This window comes from Pseudoalteromonas sp. T1lg48 (genome assembly GCF_002964785.1).
Lineage (GTDB): Bacteria > Pseudomonadota > Gammaproteobacteria > Enterobacterales > Alteromonadaceae > Pseudoalteromonas.
Genome location: NZ_PQCC01000021.1, coordinates 1 through 24,820 on the forward strand (window position 1 = coordinate 1; position 24,820 = coordinate 24,820).

Consider the following 24,820-nt stretch of genomic DNA (forward strand, 5'->3'; position numbering starts at 1 on the left):
TGCCCACACAGATGATTGCTTCATATTTTTAAAGAACGTTGCGACTCGTTGTCGCTGCGGCTTTCACCGCGTTAGGGCTGCGCATTCTACTCAACCCTGATTTTTTGTCAACACTTAATTTTGAGAAAGTTTAATGTTTTTCAAAACTCAGTTTTACTTGACTCAACCTTCACTTCGTATCGCTTGTTTGTAAGCAGTCCGCCGTGTCGGTGGATGCGCATTATAGGGAGATCGAAATTGAGATCAACACTTTTTTTAAAGATCTTTTCCGTTCGCTCAAAATATAAACAAACAACAGTTTTTTGCTACTTAAATAAGCAAATATTGGCCGCTTTAAGGGAATATAAATGAAGATCCTTCCTTTAAATGTTGCTATGTGAACTAATCTGGTTAAGATAAGGCTTTTCGTTTTGTTAAATTAATGTTTATTCCATGTATATTGGTAGATCACAATGACATCAGCTAATCTAAAAACAATTATAATCACCGTTTGTAGCGCGGTTTTAGGCTACATTCTTCTCGCTTTCGTTTTATCTACGTCCTCTTTATCTGCACCTCTGGCGTTTGCTTTGGGTGCAGCGATCACAGGGATCTTATTGCTTGTACTAAATGGCAAAGGCGATGTTGCGGCGACAGGGGATGCTGCAGCAGACACAAAAACACTTTATGTCGGTAACCTTCCCTACCGTGCCAACGAGCATATGGTTAAAGAACTATTCGAACAACACGGTATGGTATTTAGCGTACGCTTATTAAAAGATAAGCACACGGGTAAACGCCGTGGCTTTGGTTTTGTTGAGGTCGCGTTAAAAGATGCCGATACCATGATCAGCCAACTTAATGATAATGAATATCAGGAAAGAACGCTTAAGGTGAGAGAAGCGAAACAAAAACAAGATAACGAAGAATAAAAAAAGAGGGCTAAGCCCTCTTTTTTTATTCTTAACTGAATTCAAGTTAGTTAGATGCCATCACCATCTATATGCAAACCACACTCTCGACTTAAGCCAAAAAAGCGTGTTTCTTCCTCGGTCATCCCCGGCTCAAGCTTACGCGTGGTATGGACATCCCCCATGGATACGTAACCCTGCTCCCATAAGGGATGGTAAGGCAAGTCATGCTTGCTTAGGTACTGATAAACATCCCGGTTATCCCACTCTATGATCGGATACACCTTCACAGTTCCCCTGCTTATTTCGACAATGTTCTTGTCTTGGCGCGTGCTTGACTGCTGACGGCGCAAACCACTGAACCAGGTTCCCGCTTCAAGCTCCTGCAACGCCTCGGTCATGGGCTCTACTTTATTAAGCTGGTTATAGAGCTTAATGCCGCCTTCACCCTGCTCCCACAATTTACCGTACTTTGCTTCCTGCCAAGCTGGGCTCAATTGCGCCTTATACACCTTTAGGTTCAGGTGCAAACGCTCGGTAAGCTGGTCAATAAATTGGTAGGTTTCCGGAAACAGGTAACCCGTATCGGTGAGGACCACAGGAATATCCTTCTTAACACTGGTCACCAAATGCAACATCACCGCGGCTTGAATGCCAAAGCTAGAGGACAAAATATGCGTATCCGGCAAATTTTCCATCGCCCACAGCACCCTTTGCTCGGGTGTTTTATCGGCTAAGATGGTATTGATATCCACTAACAGACTCTGCTGCTCGGCTTTATCAAGCGTTAAAATATGGCTAAATGCGCTCATTAACTTGTCCTCGCGGTGCGATTAAGCGTGAAAGTCTGTTTTTGATACCTTGACCTCGGCGACGATCCCTTGGCGGATCACAAAATCACCGAAGCCTTCCGCATCATTGCGTTCACTGGCCCAGCGGCCAATTAGTTCATCAAGGGCGTTGAGATATACCTCTTCACCCACATTCTCCAAATAGAGTTTGGGTATACGTGTGCCTTCGCGGTTACCACCTAAGTAAAGGTTGTATTTACCTGGGCCTTTACCGACCAAACCGGCCTCAGCCAACATGGCACGGCCACAACCATTAGGGCAGCCAACCACGCGTAAGATAATGTGATCGTCGGCAACACCATGCTTGGCCAAGAGCGCTTCCGTCTTTTCAATCAGATCCGGCAAGTAACGCTCGGCCTCGGCCATGGCTAATGGGCAGGTAGGCAATGACACACAGGCCATTGATGCCTTACGCTGCTCGGTGTGGGAATCGTCAATTAAGCCATGTTCGCGAGCAAGCTGTTCAATCACCGCCTTTTGATCCGCAGGAACACCGGCAATGATCAGGTTCTGGTTAGCCGTCATGCGGAAATCACCTTGGTGGATCTCGGCAATTTTGCGACAACCGGTTTTTAAGGCCTTATCAGGGAAATCTAGAATACGGCCGTTTTGGATAAACACGGTGAGGTGATGTTTACCATCGATGCCCTCAACCCAACCGAAGCGATCGCCACGGTGAGTAAATTCATACGGACGGCTTGGTGCAAACTTCACACCGGCACGTTTTTCAACTTCTGCCTTAAAGGCATCGCTGCCAAAGGTATCCAGCGTATATTTGGTCTTGGCATTTTTACGGTTCACTCGGTTACCCCAATCACGCTGCACAGATACAACGTGCTCGGCAATGGCCAGGGTGTGCTCAAGCGGCACATAACCAAAGTCATCCGCCTTACGCGGGTAAGTATTTACATCACCATGGGTCATTGCCAGGCCACCACCAACCAAGACGTTAAAACCAACCAACTTACCGTTTTCGGCAATGGCCACAAAGTTCAAGTCATTGGCATGCACATCCACTTCGTTGTTCGGTGGAATGGTCACGGTCGTTTTGAACTTCCGCGGCAAATAGGTTGAACCTAAGATGGGCTCTTCGGTGGTTTCCGACTTTTCACCGTTTAACCAAATTTCCGCATAGGCTCGGGTTTTTGGTAGCAAATGCTCAGAGATCTTCGCCGCCCACTCATAGGCTTCCTGATGGAGTTCCGACTCCACCGGGTTGGTGGTGCACAGTACGTTACGGTTTACATCACCGGCGGTAGCAATAGAGTCGATGCCAACGCTGTTAAGCATCTGGTGCATGTCTTTAATATTCGGCTTTAAAACACCGTGAAACTGGAATGTTTGACGGGTAGTTAGTCGAATCGAACCGTACATGGTCTTTTCTTCGGCAAATTTGTCGATGGCTAACCATTGCTCCGGCTTGATGATGCCGCCGGGCATACGGGCACGCAGCATCACATTGTGTAAAGGCTCCAACTTTTGCTTGGCACGCTCGGGACGAATATCGCGGTCATCCTGCTGATACATGCCGTGGAAACGGATCAGCTGGAAGTTATCGGCGGTAAAGCCACCGGTGATCTGATCCTTAAGATCCGCTTCTATGGTGCCGCGTAAAAAGTTACTTTCGGTTTTTAAACGCTCGTTGTCAGCAAGTTTGGCCTGGGGATCATGCTTGCTATTTGGCTTGTAATCGCTCATTTCAATTCCTACATTCGGGGCGCTGACGGGCGCTTAATAAACATCTTTTTGGTAACGGTTAGCGCTGCGTAGCTCTTTCAAATATTGCTCGGCGCTCTCATCATCTTTGCCACCCTGGGCCTTGATCACATCAACTAAGGCCTGGTGTACGTCTTTGGCCATGCGTGAGGCGTCACCACAGATATACACATGAGCGCCCTGCTCTAACCAGGCAAACAGCTGTTCGCCCTGCTCACGGATACGGTCTTGTACATATACTTTCTGCGCCTGATCGCGGCTCCAAGCCACATCAACCTGAGTCAGCAGACCCGACTTCAAGTAGCCTTGAATTTCGGTTTGATACAAGAAATCCTGAGTAAAGTGCGGGTTGCCGAAAAACAGCCAGTTATTCCCTTGTGCATCACGGGCTTCACGCTCTTGCAAAAAGGCGCGGAAAGGTGCAATACCCGTACCCGGCCCTATCATAATCACTGGCGTATTATCGTCAGCGGGAAGACGGAAGTTGTCGTTGTGCTCGGTAAATACCTTAATGGTCGCGCCTTCTTCGGCAAATCGGCCCAGATAACCTGAGCAACCACCCAGGTGCTGCTCGCCAAAGCCGTCGAACTCAACCACGGCAAGCGTCAGGTGCACTTCGTCTTCCACTTCGGCCTGGCTTGAGGCGATAGAGTAAAGACGCGGCTGCACTTTGCGCAGGCTATCGACCAGCTCCTGAGCGCTCACCTTGGCTGGGTTTTGGAAAATAACATCATAGGTTTGACGCGCTTCTATGTACTCGCGCATCGCCGCCTTATCTGCAACCATAGCGAGTAACTCTGCGTTCTCGGTCACAGCCGCGTATTTTTCGACGAAGCCAGGGTAAGACTGCGTCAGCTCTAGGCGCTCGATTAATGCATCACGTAAACTTAAAGCTTCATCGCCCAAGGTTACCTGAGTCTCGCCATCTAGCTCTAAGGTCGCTAAAACCTTATCGACCTTGGCTTCATCGTTAAGGAAATACACGCCCAATGAATCTCCAGGTTGATACTGGATATCAGAACCCTCTAAAGAGATCTCGATATGGCGCACATCTTTTGTTGAGTCGCGACCGGTGATCTTCTGCACCGTCACCAACTCGGCGGCAAAAGGGTTTTGCTTGTTGTACTGACTTGTCGCTGCCGCACCAGCGGTCATTGGCATGCTCACCACATTGGCATTGGCTTGCTGAGCTTTAAGATCGGGTTCGAAGGCATCCAGGGCACCATTAATCCAAACCTCACTGTGATCTTCATAATCGACATCCAGGTCCGCACGTTGATGGATCACCTCGGCCCCTAGCTTGACTAAGCGCTCCTCAAAATCTTTTGCGGTTTGGCAGAAGAACTCATAGCTGGAATCGCCTAAACCCAACACGGCAATTTTTACACCCGCTAATTTCGGTGCTTTTTTTGTGCTTAGGAATTCATACAGGGCTTCGGCATCTTCGGGCGGCTCACCCTCACCGTAGGTGGATACCACTATGCTAATAAACTGCTCTTTTTTTAGTGCCGTTGGCTTGTAGTCGGCCATATTCACCAGGTTTACCGCCAGGCCGCGCGCTTGGGCCTGCGCTTGCAATTGCGTGGCTACGCCCTTGGCATTACCGGTTTGTGAGCCGTACAAAATGGTCAGAGTTGCTGCTTCTGCGACATTGCTTGCCGTAGTAGCCATACCACCAGCTAGGGCGGCACTGTTAGCGCTGGCGGCAAGGTAACCACTGACCCAGGCTTGCTGAATTGGATTTAACTCGGCCACCAAACCTTGGAGCTTTTGCACCTGCTCCGGTGTAAGCGGGCTGGCTGCCGCGTTCAGCTGGTTTAACAACATCTTTTTTCCTCTAACCCAAAGCTGCATCGCCTACCGCCATGCAGTGTAAAATTCGTGTTTGCCCGGTCACTCCTAAGGTCAATACCAGGCTATGGTGAGCCTGAAGCATACCTAGGTGCGAAGGCAGGAAAAAAGAATAGAATCTGCTTTGTTATTCCAATTGGTTATTAATTTCGTTTTTTTTCAACAAAAACAGTTTAAAAGAGAGGCTTGGATGGGAAGTACTGCGTATTAAAGCGAGAAAGCCCGTTGTTGGCTTGGAAAAAGTGCACTTAACAAAAAGGCGCCACTGGGCGCCCTAAGTCGGATGGTCTGTTGACCCTTACTATTCTTCCACGGCATAGATGGTCACTTCTATGCCGGCACCAATGGCGGAAATACGCAATAAGGTATCGGCGCTGATCGCTTCATTAAAACATTTCGGTGAGTGCCCCGAGCTAAAGCCCAAGTCAAAGGTACGGCGCGAACAACCTAGCCATTGCTTTAACGCCGCCTTAGAGCAAGACTCAATCAGCTCACACAATTCATTAATGGCTTTATCCGGGCTGATCGCATCGCTGTTGGCTTCAAAACGTGCCAGCTGGCGGGTATCGTCCTTGTCATAGTGCAGCACCACGGCGCGCTTATCCAGGTCGGCAACCAGGGCACTGATATCCTGTTGCGATTCCAGCTCTAGGTCAACGTTAAGAAATTGAATGTCTGCCATGTACTCTTGTGCTCCCGTTTGCGCCACAGGCCGGTTAAGTTTGAATCTGCGTCATTGTGTCATATTGACCATGAATAACAAGGGCGTACACCGGGGTTATCGCCATCTTAGGCAATAACAGGATGAATAAACACCTGTTTAAACATAGTTGAACAATTCCTAGTAGGCGTCTGTTTATCCGCGTCGTGTCCTTGTGCTAGGAACGAAAGTGCTGCTTTAACAATTGCGCAAAGGCTTGAACCTTGGCACTGCGATGCATTTGGTGATGGGTCACCAGCCAAATATCGTGCTGCCAGTTCAGCTCTTTCGGCAACACAGGTCGCAATTGTGGATACAGGTGCGCCACCTCCTTTTGCATGCCACCAATACCCAAGCCATTAACCACGGCACGATTAGCATCAGAGGTTTCCGACACCCGCAAGGTAATTTGCGAAGGGGCAATATGCTCATCGACCCAGGCAAAATAGGGAACCCGACTATTAAACCCGGCCACCCCGGAAATAAAATGATGTTGTTGCAACTGACTGAGAGACTGAGGTTCTCCCATGCGCGCCAGATAACGCTCATGAGCAAAAAGTCCCGAGTCCTTGCTGCACAGGTGTTGGGCAATGTAGTCCCCTTCGTCCGGGCGCGGGCCAGCTCGCACGGCGATATGCGCCTGACCATGGTCCAAGCGTAAGCGCTTTTGATCTAAGAGGATCTCTAACTGCACCTGAGGATGACGCTGCTGAAAAATTTCACACACAGGCGCCAGAATATCGATAAAGCCACTGACCGTGGTCAAAAGCAGGGAGCCACTCAAAGTGGTATCTGCCGCCATAATACTGCTGTGCAAGGATTCGAGCTGCTCGTTGATCTGCTCGGCACTGGCAAACAACTTAGCACCGGTTTCGGTGACCGTATAGCCTCGGGCATGGCGATGGAACAAACGGGTATTGAGACTTTGTTCGAGGTGGTTAATACGCCTCAGCACTGTGCTGTGATGCACTCCTAAGGCTTGAGCCGCAGAGGTTAAGGTGCCGCGGCGGGCAACCTCAAAGGCCACCTTAATATCCTGCCAATCGCTAAATTCGCTCGCCATGGGCTTTTCCTAATGTGTATATATGCACATAAGCTTTGCGTTTTTTATGCTTTTTTGCAAGCCGATTTTCTTTTAAAGTGACCACCAAGCATACAGCACACCTTGCCAAGCATAAGGATCACCACCATGACTAACGCAAAAATTATCGCCCTAGCGGGCAGCCTACGTAACAACAGCTTTAACCACGCCGTTATCGCCCATGCCGCCGAGCTGGCAAAACAACAAGGTGCCGAGGTAGAGGTGCTCTCTTTGGCCGAACTCGACCTGCCTATGTTTAACGAAGACATCGAAGCGCAGGGAACGCCCGCAAGCGTAAATATTTTGAAAGACAAGCTACGCTCTGCGGATGCCATCTTGTTGGCCAACCCGGAATACAACGGCTCTATCACCGCGGTATTAAAAAATGCCATCGACTGGGCCTCACGCACCGAGCCAGGCGCCACACCGGCTTTTCGCAATAAGGTCGTGGCTTTATTTGCCGCTTCACCCGGTGGATTAGGTGGTCTGCGTGGCCTTAACCATGTTCGTGATATCCTCAGCGGTATCGGCGCCCTGGTACTAGGCGATCAGCTTGCCATTGGCGGTATCCACACACTGGTTGACGAACAGGGAGGCATTACGGATGCCGCCACCAGCGAGAAAATCAATGCCCTGACGGCACAATTGGTTTACGTCACCGAGAAGCTAAAGGGTTAAACTCGATCGAAACCGATACAGGCCAATAAGATTGCTGGTTAGGAACAAGGCCTCCATCACCATGGCGACCGGTGAGCCGGCAATCACCGCAAAGGCCAACCAAAAGCAGGTGCCGAACAACATGCTGACTCGCATACGCACCTGCTGCCCCTGAAAGGCCGCATAGGTTTGTAAACAACTGCCTGCCACCGCCAATAATGACCACCAGGAATCCATCACCAAGACGCCAAGAGTTAGGGCGCAAAGGATAAAAAAGCGCATCAGCTGGCGACGCTGATAGCGAATGCTGATGGCATAACGTATCGAGGCCAGCGCCATCAAGGCCGCTCCAGCCGGTTGTTGTAATAAGACATAATGAATAGACGTCAATGCCGTCGAGACCACCAAACAGGCCAACACATAGTGGCGGCGGTAGAATTGAAACGACATTAAGTCGAGCGCCACAGCAATGGCGGCGAGCACTTGTGAGATCAAATAATAGGTCATGCTTCCTCCGTGCGCCGATAATGAATGGGCGACGGAAAAAACGCCTTAACCTTTGTTAATTGATCCCTAATCGAGTCCGAATACGTGACAGGCTAACCGCACTGATCCCCAGATACTTGGCCACCTGCTGTAAACTCAGCTGTGTCAGCCAATGGCGGCGATGGTGATAAAGGTACTGATAGCGCTGCTGGGGTGTTTGCAATAGCAGAAAGGCCTCTTTCGCTTCTTTATACAACACCTGCTGTTTTAACAGGGCCAGCACCAAGGCTTGCCAGTCAGGCTGCGATAAGACACCGATAGGCACACGCAACAGCTGGCTCGGTTTGAGCACCTCAATATTATATTGAGCGGTGCTTTGTTTAATCCAGGCGCTGTAGAGAAACACCAGCTCCCCGGCAAAATAAAACTCTTTATAATGTTCGCCGCCCGCTTCATCTAGATGGGTCGCCACCAGCACACCAGAAACAATAAAGTAGGCGTATTCCTGTATCTGCCCCTGGCTAAGCAAACGTTGCCCCGGCGCCATATCAAGATAAGACTTATCCGCTGTCGCTTCTATCTGCGCTTGCAGCTGCCGGTTGAGCTCAAGGTTGACCTCGCCCAGTCCCTCGTAGGCCATGTCGGTTCCTTTAACTTGCCGACTGGCTCGCCGATTGGGCCGCCAATTTGGCTTTAATAAAGTCGTTGTGGGTGACATAGAGCAAGTCGGCCACACGGCGCACCACATGCTCCTCATGTTTATCCAGCTCGTTGTCGGCATAGGCCAGTTGCCACAACAGTTGCACTATTTCCACCCTTTGCTCGGCACTGGTGTGGTCATTGATCTGCTTAGAAAAGCGAAAATAGTCGATGGCCTCGTCCAGGTCTAGGGTGGCGGCCTGGATCAGGGTGCTGACTTGCGCTTGGTCCAGGGCAAAGTACTTTTGCAATAAGGCCTGTAACACCTCTTGCTCTTGCGCCTGTAGTTCACTATCGGCACGCATTACCTCAATTAACAGCGCGGCCACCGCGATTTTAAAATCCGGTAACTGCGGCTGATCATGGGTTGCCGCTAGGGAAGTAAAAAACAGCTTAATATGTTCTAACATGGCAGGGCCCTCGGTAAGTGTTACACTCACTGTAAAGGATACATGGCGTACAAACAACAGGGGCCGTTAATGACACTTATGACTCGCCTGCTGGCAAGCATGTCGATCTTGCTGGCAACCAGTAGCTACGCGCAAGCGCCCGAGGGCAAGCACGAAAAGCTTTATGACTTCGACGAAAAGGTTCATTACTACCAAACTAAGCTGGCCGATAAACGCTATCGCCTGGAAGTGGTGGCCGATGACTACCAGCATTTTCAACGCCAAAGCGTGTTTCTGCTGCGTCACGCGCGCAAACTCTGCCGCGCCGGCTCATTCAAGATCCAGGTGTTTGAGGGCGTGCAAGAATACGATCGCTTCCCCACGACGCCCCGGGCCTATGAACCCAATCTACTTACCGAAGTACAGTGTGACTAGTCACTATATCCCCAAGGCGCGGCTGGCGCTGCAATGGGCTTGGTCAGGTCAAAATCAACACGGAATTCACGTCCCTCTCTTACTAAGCGGTAAGTGAATTTCTCAGGGTAAACGTACATTTGCCAGGTATTACCCATTGACTGGGGAATGCCCTGGGCAACAAACAACTCCTTGGAATATTGATCCGCCGGAAAAGACTGCACATTGGCATAACCGGCATCCAGAGTATGACCACCGTACATGGTCGATGCGTCATCGGTGCCATCTTCATGGCGGTGATCATGCTTCAGACTCAGGCCACTGCCGGTCTTGGTAATAATCCAGGTGCGCGACGCATCATCGCCAACATGAAATGGGATTTGTAATTCGCGCTCAGTGCAACGACGAACATGCATCACCAATTTAGCCTCGCTAAAACTGCTTGGACCGGCGTTATCAACGCTCACCTGCCCCTCATACGCTTTGCCACAATGCGCCTTAATCTTGTCAAAAAATGCATCATGGGTAGGGATAGACACTAGAGGAGCTGGGCGTGCAACAGCTATTGTACTCATACTTAATACGGCCGCACTAATGGCAAGGGTTAATTTCATGATGTTCGTCCATTACAAAAATAAAGCGCCATAGTAGCGCTTTAATTAAGGGTATGGCGAGTTTTTGAGATTATTGCCAAGGACGCTCGGCCTGCAACTGCTGCTCAAAAGCCTCGATTTGTGGATTAAACTGCTCGGTTACCCCGATAAAGTCCAGGCCGCTGAGCAAGCGCTCCTTAATATCGCCGCGCACCTCAAAGGCAATGGGTGCAAAGGATGCGCTTAGCAACTGCTGGTTTTGCAAATCGACATCGATCTGCAAGGGCGCGTCGCCCTGCGCCAGGGCAAACAAGGCATCGAGCTGGTCGCTGGGCAAGGTTATGGCCAGCATCTGGTTATTGGCACAGTTATTAAAAAAGATATCGGCAAAGCTTTCGGCAATGATCACGGTAAAACCATATTGTTTCAATGCCCAAGGCGCGTGCTCGCGAGATGAGCCACAACCAAAGTTATCGCGACTAAGCAGTACACTGGCGCCCTGGTATTGCGGATAATTAAGCACAAACCCCGGATCCGGCTCGCCGTTTTCAAGGTAACGCCAGTCGTAAAACAACGCCCGATCAAAGCCATTGCGACTGGTGGAGGTCAGAAACTGCTTCGGAATAATCTGATCGGTGTCGACATTGTTTTTATCCAAAGGGGCAACTAACCCGGTGTGAAAATGACTCATGATGTAACTCCTTGAATATCGACGAAGTGACCGGCAATGGCTGCGGCGGCGGCCATGGCGGGGCTGACCAAGTGAGTGCGCCCACCTCGACCCTGGCGGCCTTCAAAATTACGGTTAGAGGTGGAGGCGCAGCGCTTACCCGGCGCTAAGCGATCGTCATTCATCGCCAGGCACATGGAGCACCCCGGCTCACGCCATTCAAAACCAGCGGCCTTAAAGATGTCCGCCAAGCCTTCTTCTTCCGCTTGTCTTTTCACTAGCCCAGAGCCAGGCACGATCAAGGCTTCAATACCAGGCGCAACCTGCTTACCGGCGACAATCTCGGCGGCGGCGCGCAAGTCTTCAATGCGGCTATTGGTACAGGAGCCGATAAACACGGTATCGACACTGACCTCGCTGAGCTTTTGCCCGGGCTGAAGATCCATGTATTTCAGGGCGCTGCGAATGGCATCGGCCTTAATCAAGTCGGTTTCCTGCTGCGGATCTGGGACAGGATCGTTAACCCCGATCACCTGCTCCGGGCTGGTACCCCAGGTGATCTGCGGTTGCACTGAGGCGGCGTCGATTTCGATGACCTTATCAAATACCGCATCGGCGTCACTGCGCAAGGTCTGCCAGTAGGCAACAGCGGCGGCAAAGTCTTCGCCGCGCGGCGCGAAAGGACGCCCCTCAAGGTAGGCATAGGTTTTTTCGTCCGGGGCGATTAAGCCGGCCTTGGCTCCCATTTCTATACTCATATTGCACAGCGTCATGCGCGCTTCCATCGACAGTGCTTCAATGCCGGTGCCGCAAAATTCGGCCACATAGCCAGTGCCGCCGGCGGTCCCCAATTGACCAATCACCGTCAAGATTAGATCTTTTGCCGTCACCGTCGGGCGTAAAACGCCATTAACTTGAATTTTTAACGACTTGGCTTTTTTCTGCTGCAAGGTCTGGGTGGCCAGCACATGCTCAACCTCAGAAGTACCAATGCCGTGCGCCAGGGCACCGAAGGCACCGTGAGTTGAGGTATGACTGTCACCGCAGACTATGGTGGTACCGGGCAAGGTAATGCCCTGCTCGGGCCCCATGACATGGACGATACCCTGATTAATGGAGTTAAGATCGTACAAGACTATGCCGAAGTCTTTGCAGTTTTGCGCCAAGGCCTGCAACTGGTTACGCGACACCTCGCTGGCGGCATCTAATGAGCGGCTCCTGGTCGAAACGTTATGATCCATGGTGGCAAAGGTCTTTTGCGGACAGCGCACCGGGCGGTTTTTTTCACGCAGGCCGGCAAAGGCCTGAGGCGAGGTCACCTCATGCACCAGGTGACGATCGATATAAAGCAAATCGGTTTGTTCGTTTAAGTGGGCAACACAATGCGCCTGCCAAATTTTGTCGTATAGGGTCTGGGCCACTTGCTGGTTCCTCATTCTCGGTTAAATACGCTCAACAATGGCCTTGGCCACATCTTTGGTGCCATAGCCCGCATGGGGGAAGATATCAGGAGTGCCGACACCGGCGGCCACCGCTTCGGCCACTGCTTTTTCAATGCGTCGCGCCGCCTCGTCCTGGCCCAGGGAATAACGCAACATCAGTGCCGCACTTAAAATCTGCGCTATGGGGTTGGCAATGCCCTGACCGGCAATATCCGGGGCCGAGCCGCCGGCAGGTTCATACAGACCAAAACCGGATTGATTCAGGCTTGCCGACGGCAGCAAGCCCATGGAGCCGGTGATCATCGCACATTCGTCGGAAAGAATATCGCCAAACAGGTTGTCGCAGAGCAGCACATCAAACTGGCTCGGTTGTTTAACCAACTGCATGGCGGCGTTATCTATATAGATGTGATCTAGGGTGACATCCGGGTAATCGCGGCTGACCTCGTTGACCACCTCACGCCATAGTACGCTGGTTGCCAACACATTGGCCTTATCCACCGACGTCACGTGATTTCGACGCAGGCGGGCGGCATCAAAGGCAAAACGGGCGATGCGCTCAATTTCTTCACGAGAATAAGTCTGGGTGTCAAACGCTGCTTCCGACGCTCCCTTGCCACTGCGACCCTTTTCGCCAAAATAAATACCGCCTGTTAGCTCACGCACACACAAAATATCGAAGCCGTTGGCGCTGATGTCCTGACGCAACGGCGAGGAATGGCTGAGCGCTGGCAGTAGTTGCGCCGGGCGCAGGTTACAAAACAAGCCAAAGTGTTTGCGCAGCGGCAACAAGGAGGCTCGCTCCGGCTGTTGCTCCGGTGGCAGGCCTTCCCATTTGGGGCCACCAACGGCTCCAAACAAAATGGCATCGGCACGCTCGCAAGCAGTCAGGGTATGAGCCGGTAAGGCTTCGCCAAATTGATCTATGGCACAACCACCTACGGCATGGTGATCCAGGGTTAAGGCAAAGCCAAACACCTCACTGGTTGCCGCTAAAACCTGCTCGGCCGCCGCCATCACTTCAGGGCCTATGCCGTCACCCGCCAGTACGGCGATTCTATAACTTTGTTGACTCATCCTGCTTTCCTTTGTTGCTTTAAGCTCGAAACCTGCTGGGCCCGATGAATAATGTTGTAAACACGCACCATGGCATGCACCGAGGCTTCGACTATGTCTGCCGCCAGGCCTGCGCCGTGATAGGTACGCCCTTGATATTTAGCGATAATATCCACTTGTCCTAGAGAGCTGGCGCCCTGACCTGTGGCATCCAGGTTGTACTCGATCACGTCCACATCCATGCCGGTTAAACGGGCCAAGGCGGCGAACGAAGCCTCAACAGGCCCATTCCCCGTGGCGGCTTCTTGCTTTTCTACACCGGCCACACTTAGGCCGATAGTCGCGCTGGCAACGGATTGAGAGTTAGAAGTGGAGTTCACATATTGCAGCTGGTAATGGTCGTCCTTATCGCGAATTTGGTTAAAGTAGATCATCGCCTCCAGGTCATAGTCGTACACAGTGCCCTTTTGGTCAGCCAGCTCCAAAAAGCTGGTATACAAGCCGTCCATATCATAGTCGTCGTTATGATAGCCAAGCTCGCTTAAACGGTGCTCAATTACATGGCGGCCGGAGCGTGAGGTCATATTTAACTGGTTGCTGGGTACACCAACGCTTTCCGGCGACATGATTTCATAGGTGTTTTGTGCTTTTAACACCCCGTCCTGATGGATACCCGAGCTATGGGCAAAGGCGTTTTCACCGACAATGGCCTTGTTCGGTTGCACCGGCATATTGCAGATTTTCGCCACCTGACGAGAGGCCCGATAAATCTCCTCGCTGCGAATATCCGTATGCACCTTTAGGTGGTCTTGGCGCATCTTTATAATCATCGCAACTTCTTCTAACGAACAGTTACCGGCGCGTTCGCCGATACCATTGACCGTGCATTCGATTTGTCGTGCCCCCGCCTGCACCGCAGCGATGGAATTGGCGACCGCCAAACCCAAATCGTTGTGGCAATGCACACTGAGGCGCGCCTTATCTATATTCGGCACATTATTCATTAAATGATGGATCATCGCCGCATACTCATCCGGAGTGACGTACCCAACGGTATCCGGCAAGTTGATGGTGCTGGCACCGGCGGCAATGGCCTGCTCGACGATACGACACAGATGATCATGGGGCGTCCGCCCGGCATCCTCACAGGAAAACTCAACATCGTCGGTGTAGTTGCGGGCCTGCTTTATGGCTTTCACCGCCATGGCGGTGGCATCGTCCAATGACATGCGCAACTTGTGCTCTAAATGCAATGGACTGGTGGCGATAAAGGTATGAATTCGCCCCTGCTGCGCCGTTTTTAAGGCCTCGCCGCAGGCTTCAATGTCTTTAGCCACCGCTCGCGCCAGGCCGCAGATCACAGGCCCTTTAACTTCGCTGGCTATGCGCTGCACGGCACGAAAGTCCGCGGGACTAGAAACCGGAAAGCCCACTTCCATCACATCAACATTAAGACGGCTGATGGCATGAGCGAGTTGCAGCTTGTCGTCTTCGGTTAAACTTGCCTTTAGTGCTTGCTCACCATCGCGTAGGGTGGTGTCAAAGATCCAAACCTTGTCTTGCATTATGTGTCCTCATCCTCAGTGCCCAATGCCAAAATATCAATGCTAGAAATAAAAAAACCCCGCAAGGTGCGGGGTCTTATTGAGTTTCTGTGTCACACACAGCCAACACGCTACGCCCCGCTAATTTGCTCTAGGAGCAGCAGAGTGAGTAGGCGAGAAATTGACTGGTTTGTGTGCATCATGGGTATTGATTCATTATTAGTAAGTTGGCTAATTTTTAACACTAACCCAGGTGCCCAGGCAAGCATAAAAAATCCAAAAAATGCTAAAGCAAACCCTTTTTAATGAAAAATACTTCCAACAATCAAATGAAATTAGAATATAAAAACCAGAATAGGCGTAGGTAGCACAGAGACTAGCTCCGTGCAGTGGGATCCCTGCGTATATTATTTTATTTTAAGAACAGGGCTTATTTGCTGTTTTTTTGCGCATAGTGATAACCACCAAAGGAAATATACCTAAGTTGCCATTGCAAACGCTCAACCAGCTCCTCACGGGATTGCCCCTCCAAATCCAGCGCTTCCGCACCCGAGGTAAAGACTATGGTGACCATGGCCTCGGCCTGCATATAGGCATGGTGACTATCGCACTGAGTTTCCCCTTCTAAATAGTGAGCCAGTTCGAGAATAAAGTGCTTAATCTCGCGCGCCACCGCGGAACGAAACGCTTTCGAGGTACCCGAACGCTCGCGCAACAGCAGTCGAAACTGATTGGGCTGGTTATCGATAAACTCCATAAAGGTCAGCACAGAGGTAGAGATCACGCTGCCACCACTGGCAATACGGCGACGTGCCTGGCGCATCAATTGACGCAGCGTCAGACCGGCCTCGTCAACCATGGTCAAACCCAGCTCATTCATGTCTTTAAAATGGCGATAAAAGGAGGTCGGGGCTATACCGGCTTCACGGGCTACCTCGCGCAAACTGAGATTAGAAAAACTATGCTCAGCGCTCAATTGGTTAAAGGCCGCCGCAATCAATGCTTGACGGGTTTTCATTTTTTGCTGGGCGCGAACTCCGGCCATGGTGCCACCTAAGCTGATAAAAACTCAAGTCTAATACTTGACGCTAAGAGATTGAACCTCTATTTTAGCGTACACTTGTACGCTGAGATTTTTTATTCATGAATAAACCTCCTATTTTATGGCTTAATGTGCTGTTTTTCAGCCTGTCCTTTTTAGCCGCAATCACCTTGGTTCCCTGGTACGGGATCGCCCATGGATACAGTGCTTCCCACTGGTTGGCCTTTGTTGCTTGTATGTTTTTTGCCGGCCTTTCAATCACCGCCGGATACCACCGCCTATGGGCCCACAAAGCCTATGAAGTTCATCCCGTTATTGAGGTTATTTTTGCACTAGGCGGCGCATTTGCTATACAAAACAGTGCCCTGCATTGGAGCAGCGATCACAGGGTGCACCATGGTCAGGTCGACGATCCGGTAAAGGACCCCTATGCTGCTACCCGAGGTTTTTGGTATAGCCATATAGGCTGGATGCTGCGCGATTATCAGGGCGAAGCCTATGGCAACTACAGCAATGCCCGCGACCTGCAACGCAATAAGGTGGTTATGTGGCAACATAAACATTATATGAAACTGGTGGTGTTGATGAACTTAGGCCTCCCCCTGCTGTTAGGGGTTATTCTTGGCGACATCATCGGCATGTTGTTACTGGCGGGTTTACTGCGCCTGGTGTTATCACAGCACTTTACCTTCTTTATTAACTCCCTCGCCCATATTTGGGGCTCGCGTCCGTACACACAAAAAAACACCGCCCGTGATAATGGCTTGCTCGCACTGCTTACCTACGGCGAGGGTTACCACAACTTCCATCATATTTTTGCCAGCGATTATCGCAACGGTATCCGTTGGTGGCACTACGACCCCACCAAGTGGATGATCCGCACCTTTGCCTATCTGGGGCTAGCGAAAAAGCTTAAGCGCACACCCATAGAGCGCATCGAACAGGCCAAGGCGCAAACCCTGCTGGCTAAAACCAAGGTCGAACTTGCCGCCAAGGAAGTCGCTCATGATAAACTAGCGCTACTGCAAAACGAGTATGAAATATTGCTGAAAAAGCTGCAGCATTTTTGCCAGGTACAGAAGCAGGTACTTGAAGCGAAAAAGAATTCGATGCTGCAACAATGCGAAAAATCCGCTTTAATGAAGCAATATCATGATTTAGAAGATGCGTGGCAAACGCAAAAGCAGGCTTGGTTAGCGTTAAATGCACGCTTGCTAAAGGCGTATAGCTAGGCATCAAAGGGTAAAGGAGTGAGCGTGGCTAAACAAACCACAAGTAAGAAGAAACCCGAGGCGTCATATCAGTATGACGCCATTATTATTGGCACCGGACCGGGGGGCGAAGGCACCGCCATGAACCTGGCCAAGAGCAATAAAAAGGTAGCGGTGATCGAACGCCAGCGTGCCGTCGGCGGTGGTTGTGTGCATTGGGGCACCATTCCTTCCAAAGCCCTGCGTCACTCGGTCAGCCGTTATATCGAATACAAGGCCAACCCCTTATTCAATATCTCCGAGCGCCCTAGTCGCCTGACCTTTGGCGATATCTTGAGTCATACCAGTGCGGTGATCTCCAAGCAGTCGAACCTGCGTAGCAGCTTTTATGAGCGCAACCGCATCGATCTCTATCAGGGGGATGCCAGCTTTATCGATAAGCACACGGTTCAGGTACAACACCTGGACGGAACAATAGAGCAGTTGAGCGCACCGACCATAGTGATCGCCACCGGCTCGCGCCCATATCGTCCAGCAGATATCGACTTTAATCATCCCCGCATCTATGACAGCGACACAATTTTAAACCTGCAACACGATCCACAACGCATCCTGATCTATGGTGCCGGTGTAATTGGTTGTGAGTACGCTTCTATTTTCAAAGGATTAGGAACCAAGGTCGATCTGGTTAACACCCGAGACCGATTGCTCGCCTTTATGGATGACGAAATCTCCGATGCCCTGAGCTATCACTTTTGGAACAGTGGCATCTTTATTCGCCATAACGAAGAATTCGATCGCGTCGAAGCGCGCGACGACGGCATCATTATGCATATGAAGTCGGGCAAACGCGTTAAGGCCGATTGCCTGCTCTTTGCCAATGGCCGCACCGGTAACACAGATACCTTAAATCTAGGCGCGGTGGGCTTAAAGGCCGACAGTCGCGGCCAACTTAAGGTCAACGAAAGTTATCAAACCGAAGTCGGTAACATTTATGCGGTCGGTGATGTGATAGGCTACCCCAGCCTAGCCAGCGCCGCCTTCGACCAGGGCCGTATCTGTGCCGATGCCATAGTCAAAGGCGAATGCAACGAAAAGCTGATCATCGATATCCCCGCCGGTATCTATACCATTCCGGAAATGAGCTCGGTGGGCAAAACCGAGCAGCAGCTTACCGCCGCCAAAATTCCTTACGAGGTGGGCCGCGCCCAGTTTAAACATTTGGCGCGGGCGCAAATTGCCGGTACCGATGTGGGCAGCCTGAAAATTTTATTCCATAGCGAAACCAAAGAAGTATTGGGTGTCCACTGCTTTGGCGAGCGCGCCTCGGAGATAGTGCATATCGGCCAGGCCATCATGGAGCAGAAAAATGGCGGCAACAATGTTGAGTATTTCGTCAACACCACCTTTAACTACCCGACCATGGCCGAAGCCTACCGGGTGGCGGCATTGAATGGTCTTAATCGCTTAGTTTGATATAGATTAAGAAAATACTCTCTATAAACACCAAAATGGGCCTTGTGCCCATTTTTTATCATTCAGCCCTTGTTCAACTGTAAAATTCTTGTAAACTCGATGATATAAGAAGAAAAAGTTAGGGAAAGGGAATGAAAATACGTGCATTTGGTCTTTGTGCAGCATTAAGTCTGGCAAGTTTCGCCACATTCGCCGATTATTCCAGCGCTCAGAAAGATCTCAAAAATGAAGATTACGCTGCGGCCTTCACTGAATTTAAGAAGCTCGCCGAGCAAGGTCACCCGCAGGCTATGTTTGAACTAGCCAAGCTCTATGAGCAGGGCCAGGGTACCGACGCCGACATCTACAGTGCTTTTTCTTGGTACATGCTTGCCCTCGATTACGGTAACGAAGATGCCAAAGATCGCTATCGTGAAATCCGCCGTGAAGTGCCTTCTCGTAAAGATGGTAAAGACCACTACAAGGCGCTTTCATATAAATTCGGCTTTGAAGAGCATCAACGCACCCTGGCTCCGATAAAAGATAAATCCGGCCACGATGCCCGCTATATCACTGTTAAACAAAAGGTTAACCCTACCTATAACGACGAGGCTGGCATTCAAAGCGCATGGGCGACGGTCAGTTTTGACGTTAATCAGCAGGGTAAAGTAATTAACGAGCGGGTGATCGCCTCTTTCCCGAAAGGGGTTATCGATGACGCCGCCTTAGAAGCCATCGCTCAGTGGCAATACAATGTGCCTAACGACTACAGCGGTGAACCGCAAGCGGTGTTCGATCTAACCCATACCTTCGAGCTGCAAAGCAACAAGAGCAATTACCGCCGCGAATATAAGTCGCAATTGGCGGAGTACTCACAAAAACTTAAAGCGCTTGCTGATAAGGGCAATAATTACGCCCAGGCTCGTTATGCCATGATGCTGGAAGCCGACTTGGTGGAAAACAGCAAAGAGCATTACCTGGACTGGTATTACCGTGCCGCCATTAACGGCAACTACGATGCGCAATTATGGCTGGTACGCTGCTTCGAATATGGCACCGCTTGTAAAGCCGATAAGAAAAAGGCGTATAACTGGTTGGAAGTGGCCAGCCACAGTGGGAACGAGCGCGCCCAATATCAGTTGGCCAGCAAGTTGCTCGACTATGAGACGGTTCATTATGACCTGGATAAAGCGGCAAAAATTCTTAAAAAAGCCACGCATCAGCAGTATCTGCCGGCGATGATCGCCTACGCCAAACTGCTGGCCTTTGCCGATAAAGAATCGATCCGCAACTATGAAGAAGCGGTCAAATACGCCGAACTTGCCCGTGCTGAAGCACCGGATAACCCGGTCCTGCTTTCGGTGTTGGGTGTCGCCTACAGCGAACTGGGTCGCATGCAGCAAGGTGAAAAATACCTGCGCCAGGCCTACGATGAAGCCAAACGCCGCAACTGGCCAACGCAAAATTACCTAGAGCTGATGGAAGGCCGCGCCTCAATGATGGCCAACGGCACCAGCCTGATTTACTAACGGCTAGGTTATAAAACGACAGACACAAAAAAGCCCGCTACTGCGGGCTTTTTCTTTTTTATCTTTAAATGCTTACTTATGGTATTGCGCGCTCAGCTCATGCACGGCGTTGATAAAGGCACCGGCGTGCTCAGGATCAACATCCGGAGTAATACCGTGGCCCAGGTTAAAGACATGACCACTGCCATGGCCAAAACCGGCCAGAATAGACGCTACTTCTTCGCGAATGCGCTCAGGCGAAGCATGCAGCATAGACGGGTCCATATTGCCTTGTAGTGCCACCTTGTCGCCTACACGGCGCTTAGCATCGGCAATATCTATGGTCCAGTCCAAACCAATGGCATCACAGCCGGTCGCGGCAATCTTCTCAATCCACTGACCACCGCTCTTAGTGAACAGGGTGACCGGCACCTTACGACCATCGTTTTCACGAATTAGGCCATCAACGATCTTGTGCATATAACGTAATGAAAACTCTTCATAGTCACGCGGGCTTAATACCCCACCCCAGGAATCGAAGATCATCAAGGATTGCGCACCGGCTTTTACCTGAGCATTCAGATAGCTGGTTACCGAGTCGGCAAGCTTATCGAGCAACAGGTGTAGAGTTTTTGGCTCGGCAAAAGCCATTTTTTTAATCTTGCCGAAAGTCTTGCTTGAACCGCCCTCAACCATATAGGTCGCCAGCGTCCAAGGAGAGCCAGAGAAACCGATTAAAGGCACTTCGCCCTTGAGTTCGCGACGAATGGTGCGTACGGCATTCATCACATAACCTAGTTCATCTTCCGGATCGGGAATGGCGATCTTGGCCACATCCGCGTAACTCGTTACCGGACGCTCAAATTTAGGGCCTTCACCGGTTTCAAAGTAAAGCCCTAAGCCCATGGCATCGGGAATGGTAAGAATGTCGCTGAAGAGAATCGCTGCATCCAAAGGATAACGACGTAATGGCTGTAAAGTTACCTCACAAGCGAGCTCGGCATTTTTACATAAGCTCATAAAGTCCCCGGCCTGGGCGCGGGTAGCGCGATACTCTGGCAAATAGCGACCGGCCTGACGCATCATCCATACCGGCGTCTTATCGACGGGCTGTTTTGCTAAAGCACGTAAATAACGATCATTTTTCAATTCGCTCATGGCGTAACTCTTTCGGTTCTAAATTAGTTGCCCAAGATTCTACCATAACCTGAATTCACTATGATGAAATAGATCATTGAAATGCACATTTGTGCCTCAGCAAATGTGAATGTTGATAAAAAAATGTTAACTTTTTATCAAAAGAGCTTGCAACGCTTATACGACCTTGGTATAACTAATGCCGTTCTAGAGAATAATAATAAAAAGTTAGAACAAACATAATAAAAAGAAGCTCGTACAACGAGACTGCTAAAGAAATTCGGCCACCCTTGCGGTGGCTTTTTCTTTTCTAGCGCCCTAATTATCTAAGCTGCCGATTGCAATCATCCGACCTCCGCCCTGTAATAATCTGAAATAATAATTCTTAAAAATAGGTTGACCTTTGCCTCAGATTTCCTTTTTATAGGAGGTAACGCCAGAGAGGTTAGGAGAGCAGTGATGTTATCGCAATTGGAAAAAGCACAACAAAAATGGGGCGGTAGCCATAGCGTCATCGATAAGTGGTTAACAGACCGCCAGGAGCTATTAGTTCAGTACTGTGGCCTAGCGGGCCCGGTACACCATGGTAGGCATGATCAGGCACTACCGGAGCAGGCCAATATCCAGAGTTTTTGCCAATTATTGATGGACTATCTCTCAGCCGGCCACTTTGAAATCTACGACGATATTGTTAAGCAGTGCGAAAGCCGCGGCGAAGACAGCCTCAAACTGGCGCGCTCCCTATATCCTCAAATTTCCGCCACTACGGATATCGCCCTCGACTTTAACGATAACTACGCGGAAACCAAGAACGACGATTTACTGGAAAACTTCGATAAAGACCTGTCGAAGCTGGGCGAAGCTCTAAGCATTCGCTTCGAGTTGGAAGATGAGTTGATCCATAACCTTTACACCAACCACACCTGATTCAATACACAAAAAAGCCCCGCTCGATGAGCGGGGCTTTTTTTTGCTTTGACGCTTGTGCGCGGCGGTACTGACCACCGCGCAACAACCAACCCTGATTACTCAGCGTCAGTTTTTTCCGCTTTAACGATCTCAAGTAGCTCAACTTCGAATACAAGCGTTGAGTTAGCAGGGATCTTACCTAGGTCACGTTCGCCGTAAGCAAGCTCTGAAGGAATAGTGAACTTGTACTTAGAACCAACAGGCATAAGTTGAAGACCTTCGGTCCAGCCTGGGATTACGCGGTTAAGCGGGAAGCTGGTAGGTTCGTTACGTGAGTATGAGCTATCGAACTCGGTACCGTCGATCAAGGTGCCCTTGTAGTGTACCTTAACCGTATCGGTTTCAGCTGGCTTGTCGCCTTCAGCAGCGGTGATCACTTCGTACTGTAGACCAGACTCAGTTACCGTCACGCCTTCTTTCTTAGCGTTATCGGCTAGGTATTTTTCACCTTCTTCTTTGCTTTTAGCTGCGGCTGCTTTCGCTTGCTCTTGCTGCTTAGTACGTACCGACTCATCAAGAGTAGTGAGTACTTCACGAATTTTCTCTTCGTCTAGCTTGGCTTCACCGGCTAGCGCATCTTTAAAACCACGTAGCATTAGCTCTTGGTCAAGTTCAATACCCAGCTCTTTTTTGTCGGCTAGATCTTTATTTAGGAAAGTACCCACAGAGGCACCAATACCATAAGCTTGTTGCTGAGCTTCAGTTTCTAGTTTTACTTCTTTTACTTCTTGCTTAGCTGCTTCTTGGTTACACGCTGTAAGGGCTAGTACTGACGCCGCTACAAGCGATAGTTTAATTGTTTTTTTCATATCTATCTCCAGCAACATAAGGTTGCCATTTTAAGGTTACAAAACTAAATTTTGATTAACGGACCTTAGCGCGTAAGGCCTAATTTTCCAACTCCAGCATGAGGCTGTTTTTCTAATTACTTTAATGAAATAATTAGAAAAACAACCTAGAGTCGCGATTAAACAAAAATCAATCGACCCTAGTCTAACTGCTTGAGGCAACAGAGTTAAGGGACACTTGCAAATTTATGATAATAATTCGCACACTGCTCGTTACGGCCTTGTTAACCCTGATTGTCGCCTGCCAGCCACAGCAATCGGATGCCGTTAAATATCACCCTCATGCCGCTGCCGGCGCCTATGACGCCGCTATTTCAGAAGACGGCCGCTTCAGCCTGGTGTCAACAATAGAACATGGTGTCGCCGCTTGGGACAATCAAGTCAATGCGCTGAAATTTCAATGGTACTTGAGCGAAGATGAACAGAATCTGGTTATCGCCCTGGATATCGCCGCCGATAACAGTACCGCGGTCACCGCCACCAAGGATCAGTTTGCGCTGTGGGATATGAACAGTGGCGAGAACCTTGGCTATTACCAAATCAAGCAATCCCATATTCGTGATATCGCCCTAAGCAAGGGTGGCCGCTATGTGCTGTATGGCCGTGCCGATGGCGTTGCCGTACATATCGATTTACAGACTGGGCGCCGTCTGGAATTTCTCGGCCATCAGGAAAAGATCAATGCCGTGGCTATGTCCCCCAACGGTCACTATGCCCTAACCGGCGGTAATGACTACAGCGCCTATCTTTGGGATACCCGCAGCGGTCAGGTGGTATACCGTTTTAATCATGCCAGCCGCGTTACTCAGGTGGCCTTAGACCCAAAAGGGCGTTTTGCCTTTAGCGCCGGCAGTAAACGCCAAGCCACAATTTGGGATCTGACAACAGGTGCACAGCACAGTAATTTGCAGTATATTGCCCGCCAGAAAATTTTCAGCGCGGTACGCTTTTCTGCCGATGGCCAGTGGCTCGCTACCGGTTCACCGAGTCGTGAAGTGGCGCTGTGGAATACCAGCAGTGGCAAACGCGTGCTGGATTATCAGGTTGCAACCAGAACCAATAGCCAGCCAAAATCGGCGGTGGTCTTTGCCGTTGCCTTTAGCGAACAGAATCAACTGATCACCGAAAGTTCCAGTGGTCTGTCTGAGTATTTTGAGATTAAGAGAGCCCCATGAACCACTTAGAAGCACGTATTGAAAGTCTTGAGGCCAAGGTGGCATTTCAAGACGAGACCATAGATATACTGAATGAGGAGCTTAAGGCGCACCAACAGCAGATGGCAAAGATGCGCCGACAGATGGAGCTATTGGGCGAGAAGTTCCGCGAGGTGCAAAGCGGCTCGGTGATGCCACAGGAGCAAGAGCCGCCCCCGCCGCATTACTAACAGACCCTAAGTTTACTCTGGTTTGAAGACGCCGATCACCTGCTCAAACTGACGCGTTGAGGCTTGTACGGCGTTTTCCGGCTGGGTCATGATATGACCGCACTCAACACATTGTACTTTTTCCACATCATGCTCTTTATACAGCATCATGGTATCCATTTGCTGACACTCGGGACAACTGGCCCCGGCAATAAAACGCTTTTTCTGTTTCATACTCTCAACCCCTT

26 protein-coding genes are annotated in these 24,820 nt (G+C 50.2%); 9 read left to right on the forward strand and 17 right to left on the reverse strand.

All coding sequences use genetic code 11. From position 1 onward, the window contains the following. The first annotated feature begins 452 nt into the window (after positions 1 to 452). A complete protein-coding gene (locus C2M29_RS13375; RefSeq protein WP_105190276.1) occupies positions 453 to 911 on the forward strand; it encodes an RNA recognition motif domain-containing protein in 459 nt (152 codons plus the stop codon). Between the two features lie 50 nt (positions 912 to 961). On the opposite strand, the gene C2M29_RS13380 is transcribed toward C2M29_RS13375, so the two are convergent. The 5 genes from C2M29_RS13380 to C2M29_RS13400 form a co-directional block, all read right to left on the reverse strand. Next, positions 962 to 1,702 carry a phosphoadenylyl-sulfate reductase gene (locus C2M29_RS13380; protein ID WP_105190277.1) on the reverse strand — a complete coding sequence of 247 codons (741 nt, stop codon included), beginning with the start codon at positions 1,700 to 1,702 and terminating at the stop codon, positions 962 to 964. A gap of 21 nt (positions 1,703 to 1,723) precedes the next feature. Then, a complete protein-coding gene (gene cysI, locus C2M29_RS13385; RefSeq protein WP_105190278.1) occupies positions 1,724 to 3,439 on the reverse strand; it encodes an assimilatory sulfite reductase (NADPH) hemoprotein subunit in 1,716 nt (571 codons plus the stop codon). A gap of 33 nt (positions 3,440 to 3,472) precedes the next feature. Then, positions 3,473 to 5,284 (reverse strand): assimilatory sulfite reductase (NADPH) flavoprotein subunit, encoded by a 1,812-nt coding sequence (locus C2M29_RS13390; RefSeq protein ID WP_105190279.1) that lies wholly within the window; start codon positions 5,282 to 5,284, stop codon positions 3,473 to 3,475. A 325-nt stretch (positions 5,285 to 5,609) separates the two neighbouring features. Beyond that, positions 5,610 to 5,990, reverse strand: coding sequence for a hypothetical protein (locus C2M29_RS13395; RefSeq protein WP_105190280.1), 381 nt, complete (start codon positions 5,988 to 5,990; stop codon positions 5,610 to 5,612). Positions 5,991 to 6,186: 196 nt separating this feature from the next. After that, positions 6,187 to 7,071 carry a LysR family transcriptional regulator gene (locus C2M29_RS13400; protein ID WP_105190281.1) on the reverse strand — a complete coding sequence of 295 codons (885 nt, stop codon included), beginning with the start codon at positions 7,069 to 7,071 and terminating at the stop codon, positions 6,187 to 6,189. A gap of 126 nt (positions 7,072 to 7,197) precedes the next feature. Between C2M29_RS13400 and C2M29_RS13405 the strand changes: the two genes are divergently transcribed. After that, positions 7,198 to 7,767 (forward strand): NADPH-dependent FMN reductase, encoded by a 570-nt coding sequence (locus C2M29_RS13405; RefSeq protein ID WP_105190282.1) that lies wholly within the window; start codon positions 7,198 to 7,200, stop codon positions 7,765 to 7,767. Here C2M29_RS13405 and C2M29_RS13410 read toward each other — a convergent pair. From C2M29_RS13410 to C2M29_RS13420, 3 genes are read right to left on the reverse strand one after another with little or no spacing between them, the layout of a single operon-like run. Next, on the reverse strand, positions 7,756 to 8,253 hold the full coding sequence (locus C2M29_RS13410; protein ID WP_105190283.1) for a YgjV family protein: 498 nt from the start codon (positions 8,251 to 8,253) through the stop codon (positions 7,756 to 7,758). The genes C2M29_RS13405 and C2M29_RS13410 overlap by 12 nt on opposite strands. A gap of 55 nt (positions 8,254 to 8,308) precedes the next feature. Continuing rightward, positions 8,309 to 8,872, reverse strand: a complete 564-nt coding sequence (locus C2M29_RS13415; RefSeq protein ID WP_105190284.1) for a Crp/Fnr family transcriptional regulator — start codon at positions 8,870 to 8,872, stop codon at positions 8,309 to 8,311. Between the two features lie 10 nt (positions 8,873 to 8,882). After that, complete coding sequence (locus C2M29_RS13420) at positions 8,883 to 9,341, reverse strand: tellurite resistance TerB family protein (protein WP_105190285.1); 459 nt, start codon at positions 9,339 to 9,341, stop codon at positions 8,883 to 8,885. Between the two features lie 69 nt (positions 9,342 to 9,410). Here C2M29_RS13420 and C2M29_RS13425 point away from each other — a divergent pair, with 69 nt between their 5' ends. After that, positions 9,411 to 9,755 carry a hypothetical protein gene (locus C2M29_RS13425; RefSeq protein ID WP_105190286.1) on the forward strand — a complete coding sequence of 115 codons (345 nt, stop codon included), beginning with the start codon at positions 9,411 to 9,413 and terminating at the stop codon, positions 9,753 to 9,755. Here the strand turns inward: C2M29_RS13425 and C2M29_RS13430 are convergent. The 6 genes from C2M29_RS13430 to fabR all read right to left on the reverse strand — a co-directional run bounded on the left by C2M29_RS13430 (position 9,752) and on the right by fabR (position 16,084). Continuing rightward, entirely contained in the window at positions 9,752 to 10,348 is a 597-nt protein-coding gene (locus tag C2M29_RS13430; RefSeq protein ID WP_199774885.1) for a hypothetical protein, read from the reverse strand. The genes C2M29_RS13425 and C2M29_RS13430 overlap by 4 nt on opposite strands. Positions 10,349 to 10,418: 70 nt before the next feature. Continuing rightward, positions 10,419 to 11,018 carry a 3-isopropylmalate dehydratase small subunit gene (gene leuD / locus C2M29_RS13435; RefSeq protein ID WP_105190287.1) on the reverse strand — a complete coding sequence of 200 codons (600 nt, stop codon included), beginning with the start codon at positions 11,016 to 11,018 and terminating at the stop codon, positions 10,419 to 10,421. Continuing rightward, positions 11,015 to 12,418 carry a 3-isopropylmalate dehydratase large subunit gene (gene leuC, locus C2M29_RS13440; protein WP_105190288.1) on the reverse strand — a complete coding sequence of 468 codons (1,404 nt, stop codon included), beginning with the start codon at positions 12,416 to 12,418 and terminating at the stop codon, positions 11,015 to 11,017. The genes leuD and leuC overlap by 4 nt, the downstream gene beginning before the upstream one ends. A 21-nt stretch (positions 12,419 to 12,439) precedes the next feature. Then, entirely contained in the window at positions 12,440 to 13,516 is a 1,077-nt protein-coding gene (gene leuB, locus C2M29_RS13445) for a 3-isopropylmalate dehydrogenase (RefSeq protein WP_105190289.1), read from the reverse strand. Next, entirely contained in the window at positions 13,513 to 15,060 is a 1,548-nt protein-coding gene (leuA, locus tag C2M29_RS13450) for a 2-isopropylmalate synthase (protein WP_105190290.1), read from the reverse strand. The genes leuB and leuA overlap by 4 nt, the downstream gene beginning before the upstream one ends. Positions 15,061 to 15,469: 409 nt before the next feature. Next, positions 15,470 to 16,084 carry an HTH-type transcriptional repressor FabR gene (gene fabR / locus C2M29_RS13455; RefSeq protein ID WP_105190291.1) on the reverse strand — a complete coding sequence of 205 codons (615 nt, stop codon included), beginning with the start codon at positions 16,082 to 16,084 and terminating at the stop codon, positions 15,470 to 15,472. A 98-nt stretch (positions 16,085 to 16,182) separates the two neighbouring features. On the opposite strand from fabR, the gene C2M29_RS13460 reads away from it, so the two are divergent. The 3 genes from C2M29_RS13460 (at position 16,183) to C2M29_RS13470 (ending at position 20,276) form a co-directional block, all read left to right on the forward strand. Continuing rightward, positions 16,183 to 17,313 carry an acyl-CoA desaturase gene (locus C2M29_RS13460; protein WP_105190292.1) on the forward strand — a complete coding sequence of 377 codons (1,131 nt, stop codon included), beginning with the start codon at positions 16,183 to 16,185 and terminating at the stop codon, positions 17,311 to 17,313. A 24-nt stretch (positions 17,314 to 17,337) separates the two neighbouring features. Beyond that, on the forward strand, positions 17,338 to 18,768 hold the full coding sequence (sthA, locus tag C2M29_RS13465; protein WP_105190293.1) for a Si-specific NAD(P)(+) transhydrogenase: 1,431 nt from the start codon (positions 17,338 to 17,340) through the stop codon (positions 18,766 to 18,768). A 131-nt stretch (positions 18,769 to 18,899) separates the two neighbouring features. After that, complete coding sequence (locus C2M29_RS13470) at positions 18,900 to 20,276, forward strand: TonB family protein (RefSeq protein WP_105190294.1); 1,377 nt, start codon at positions 18,900 to 18,902, stop codon at positions 20,274 to 20,276. Between the two features lie 72 nt (positions 20,277 to 20,348). On the opposite strand, the gene hemE is transcribed toward C2M29_RS13470, so the two are convergent. Beyond that, positions 20,349 to 21,413 carry a uroporphyrinogen decarboxylase gene (gene hemE / locus C2M29_RS13475; RefSeq protein WP_105190295.1) on the reverse strand — a complete coding sequence of 355 codons (1,065 nt, stop codon included), beginning with the start codon at positions 21,411 to 21,413 and terminating at the stop codon, positions 20,349 to 20,351. Between the two features lie 438 nt (positions 21,414 to 21,851). On the opposite strand from hemE, the gene rsd reads away from it, so the two are divergent. Beyond that, entirely contained in the window at positions 21,852 to 22,319 is a 468-nt protein-coding gene (gene rsd / locus C2M29_RS13480) for a sigma D regulator (protein ID WP_105190296.1), read from the forward strand. Positions 22,320 to 22,417: 98 nt separating this feature from the next. Here rsd and fkpA read toward each other — a convergent pair whose 3' ends face one another. Next, a complete protein-coding gene (fkpA, locus tag C2M29_RS13485) occupies positions 22,418 to 23,170 on the reverse strand; it encodes an FKBP-type peptidyl-prolyl cis-trans isomerase (protein WP_105190297.1) in 753 nt (250 codons plus the stop codon). Positions 23,171 to 23,397: 227 nt separating this feature from the next. Between fkpA and C2M29_RS13490 the strand changes: the two genes are divergently transcribed. Both C2M29_RS13490 and C2M29_RS13495 read left to right on the forward strand, forming a co-directional pair. Beyond that, a complete protein-coding gene (locus tag C2M29_RS13490) occupies positions 23,398 to 24,384 on the forward strand; it encodes a WD40 repeat domain-containing protein (RefSeq protein ID WP_105190298.1) in 987 nt (328 codons plus the stop codon). Next, positions 24,381 to 24,593, forward strand: a complete 213-nt coding sequence (locus C2M29_RS13495; protein WP_105190299.1) for a SlyX family protein — start codon at positions 24,381 to 24,383, stop codon at positions 24,591 to 24,593. Before C2M29_RS13490 ends, C2M29_RS13495 begins: the two co-directional genes overlap by 4 nt. 12 nt (positions 24,594 to 24,605) lie before the next feature. Here the strand turns inward: C2M29_RS13495 and C2M29_RS13500 are convergent, their stop codons facing one another. After that, positions 24,606 to 24,806: a YheV family putative zinc ribbon protein gene (locus C2M29_RS13500; RefSeq protein ID WP_105190300.1), complete on the reverse strand. Its 201-nt coding sequence runs from the start codon at positions 24,804 to 24,806 to the stop codon at positions 24,606 to 24,608. Positions 24,807 to 24,820 lie beyond the last annotated feature (14 nt).

What these genes read in the sequence shown, in the direction of transcription:
- C2M29_RS13405 (WP_105190282.1), top strand. Translation starts at nt 7,198, where the DNA reads ATGACTAACGCAAAAATTATCGCCCTAGCGGGCAGCCTACGTAACAAC.
- C2M29_RS13420 (WP_105190285.1), bottom strand. Translation starts at nt 9,341, where the DNA reads ATGTTAGAACATATTAAGCTGTTTTTTACTTCCCTAGCGGCAACCCAT.
- fkpA (WP_105190297.1), bottom strand. Translation starts at nt 23,170, where the DNA reads ATGAAAAAAACAATTAAACTATCGCTTGTAGCGGCGTCAGTACTAGCC.
- C2M29_RS13410 (WP_105190283.1), bottom strand. Translation starts at nt 8,253, where the DNA reads ATGACCTATTATTTGATCTCACAAGTGCTCGCCGCCATTGCTGTGGCG.
- C2M29_RS13470 (WP_105190294.1), top strand. Translation starts at nt 18,900, where the DNA reads ATGAAAATACGTGCATTTGGTCTTTGTGCAGCATTAAGTCTGGCAAGT.
- C2M29_RS13415 (WP_105190284.1), bottom strand. Translation starts at nt 8,872, where the DNA reads ATGGCCTACGAGGGACTGGGCGAGGTCAACCTTGAGCTCAACCGGCAG.
- leuD (WP_105190287.1), bottom strand. Translation starts at nt 11,018, where the DNA reads ATGAGTCATTTTCACACCGGGTTAGTTGCCCCTTTGGATAAAAACAAT.
- cysI (WP_105190278.1), bottom strand. Translation starts at nt 3,439, where the DNA reads ATGAGCGATTACAAGCCAAATAGCAAGCATGATCCCCAGGCCAAACTT.
- leuA (WP_105190290.1), bottom strand. Translation starts at nt 15,060, where the DNA reads ATGCAAGACAAGGTTTGGATCTTTGACACCACCCTACGCGATGGTGAG.
- C2M29_RS13380 (WP_105190277.1), bottom strand. Translation starts at nt 1,702, where the DNA reads ATGAGCGCATTTAGCCATATTTTAACGCTTGATAAAGCCGAGCAGCAG.
- C2M29_RS13400 (WP_105190281.1), bottom strand. Translation starts at nt 7,071, where the DNA reads ATGGCGAGCGAATTTAGCGATTGGCAGGATATTAAGGTGGCCTTTGAG.
- C2M29_RS13430 (WP_199774885.1), bottom strand. Translation starts at nt 10,348, where the DNA reads ATGAAATTAACCCTTGCCATTAGTGCGGCCGTATTAAGTATGAGTACA.
- C2M29_RS13490 (WP_105190298.1), top strand. Translation starts at nt 23,398, where the DNA reads ATGATAATAATTCGCACACTGCTCGTTACGGCCTTGTTAACCCTGATT.
- C2M29_RS13500 (WP_105190300.1), bottom strand. Translation starts at nt 24,806, where the DNA reads ATGAAACAGAAAAAGCGTTTTATTGCCGGGGCCAGTTGTCCCGAGTGT.
- C2M29_RS13460 (WP_105190292.1), top strand. Translation starts at nt 16,183, where the DNA reads ATGAATAAACCTCCTATTTTATGGCTTAATGTGCTGTTTTTCAGCCTG.
- leuB (WP_105190289.1), bottom strand. Translation starts at nt 13,516, where the DNA reads ATGAGTCAACAAAGTTATAGAATCGCCGTACTGGCGGGTGACGGCATA.
- C2M29_RS13495 (WP_105190299.1), top strand. Translation starts at nt 24,381, where the DNA reads ATGAACCACTTAGAAGCACGTATTGAAAGTCTTGAGGCCAAGGTGGCA.
- C2M29_RS13375 (WP_105190276.1), top strand. Translation starts at nt 453, where the DNA reads ATGACATCAGCTAATCTAAAAACAATTATAATCACCGTTTGTAGCGCG.
- C2M29_RS13395 (WP_105190280.1), bottom strand. Translation starts at nt 5,990, where the DNA reads ATGGCAGACATTCAATTTCTTAACGTTGACCTAGAGCTGGAATCGCAA.
- C2M29_RS13390 (WP_105190279.1), bottom strand. Translation starts at nt 5,284, where the DNA reads ATGTTGTTAAACCAGCTGAACGCGGCAGCCAGCCCGCTTACACCGGAG.
- fabR (WP_105190291.1), bottom strand. Translation starts at nt 16,084, where the DNA reads ATGGCCGGAGTTCGCGCCCAGCAAAAAATGAAAACCCGTCAAGCATTG.
- rsd (WP_105190296.1), top strand. Translation starts at nt 21,852, where the DNA reads ATGTTATCGCAATTGGAAAAAGCACAACAAAAATGGGGCGGTAGCCAT.
- C2M29_RS13425 (WP_105190286.1), top strand. Translation starts at nt 9,411, where the DNA reads ATGACACTTATGACTCGCCTGCTGGCAAGCATGTCGATCTTGCTGGCA.
- hemE (WP_105190295.1), bottom strand. Translation starts at nt 21,413, where the DNA reads ATGAGCGAATTGAAAAATGATCGTTATTTACGTGCTTTAGCAAAACAG.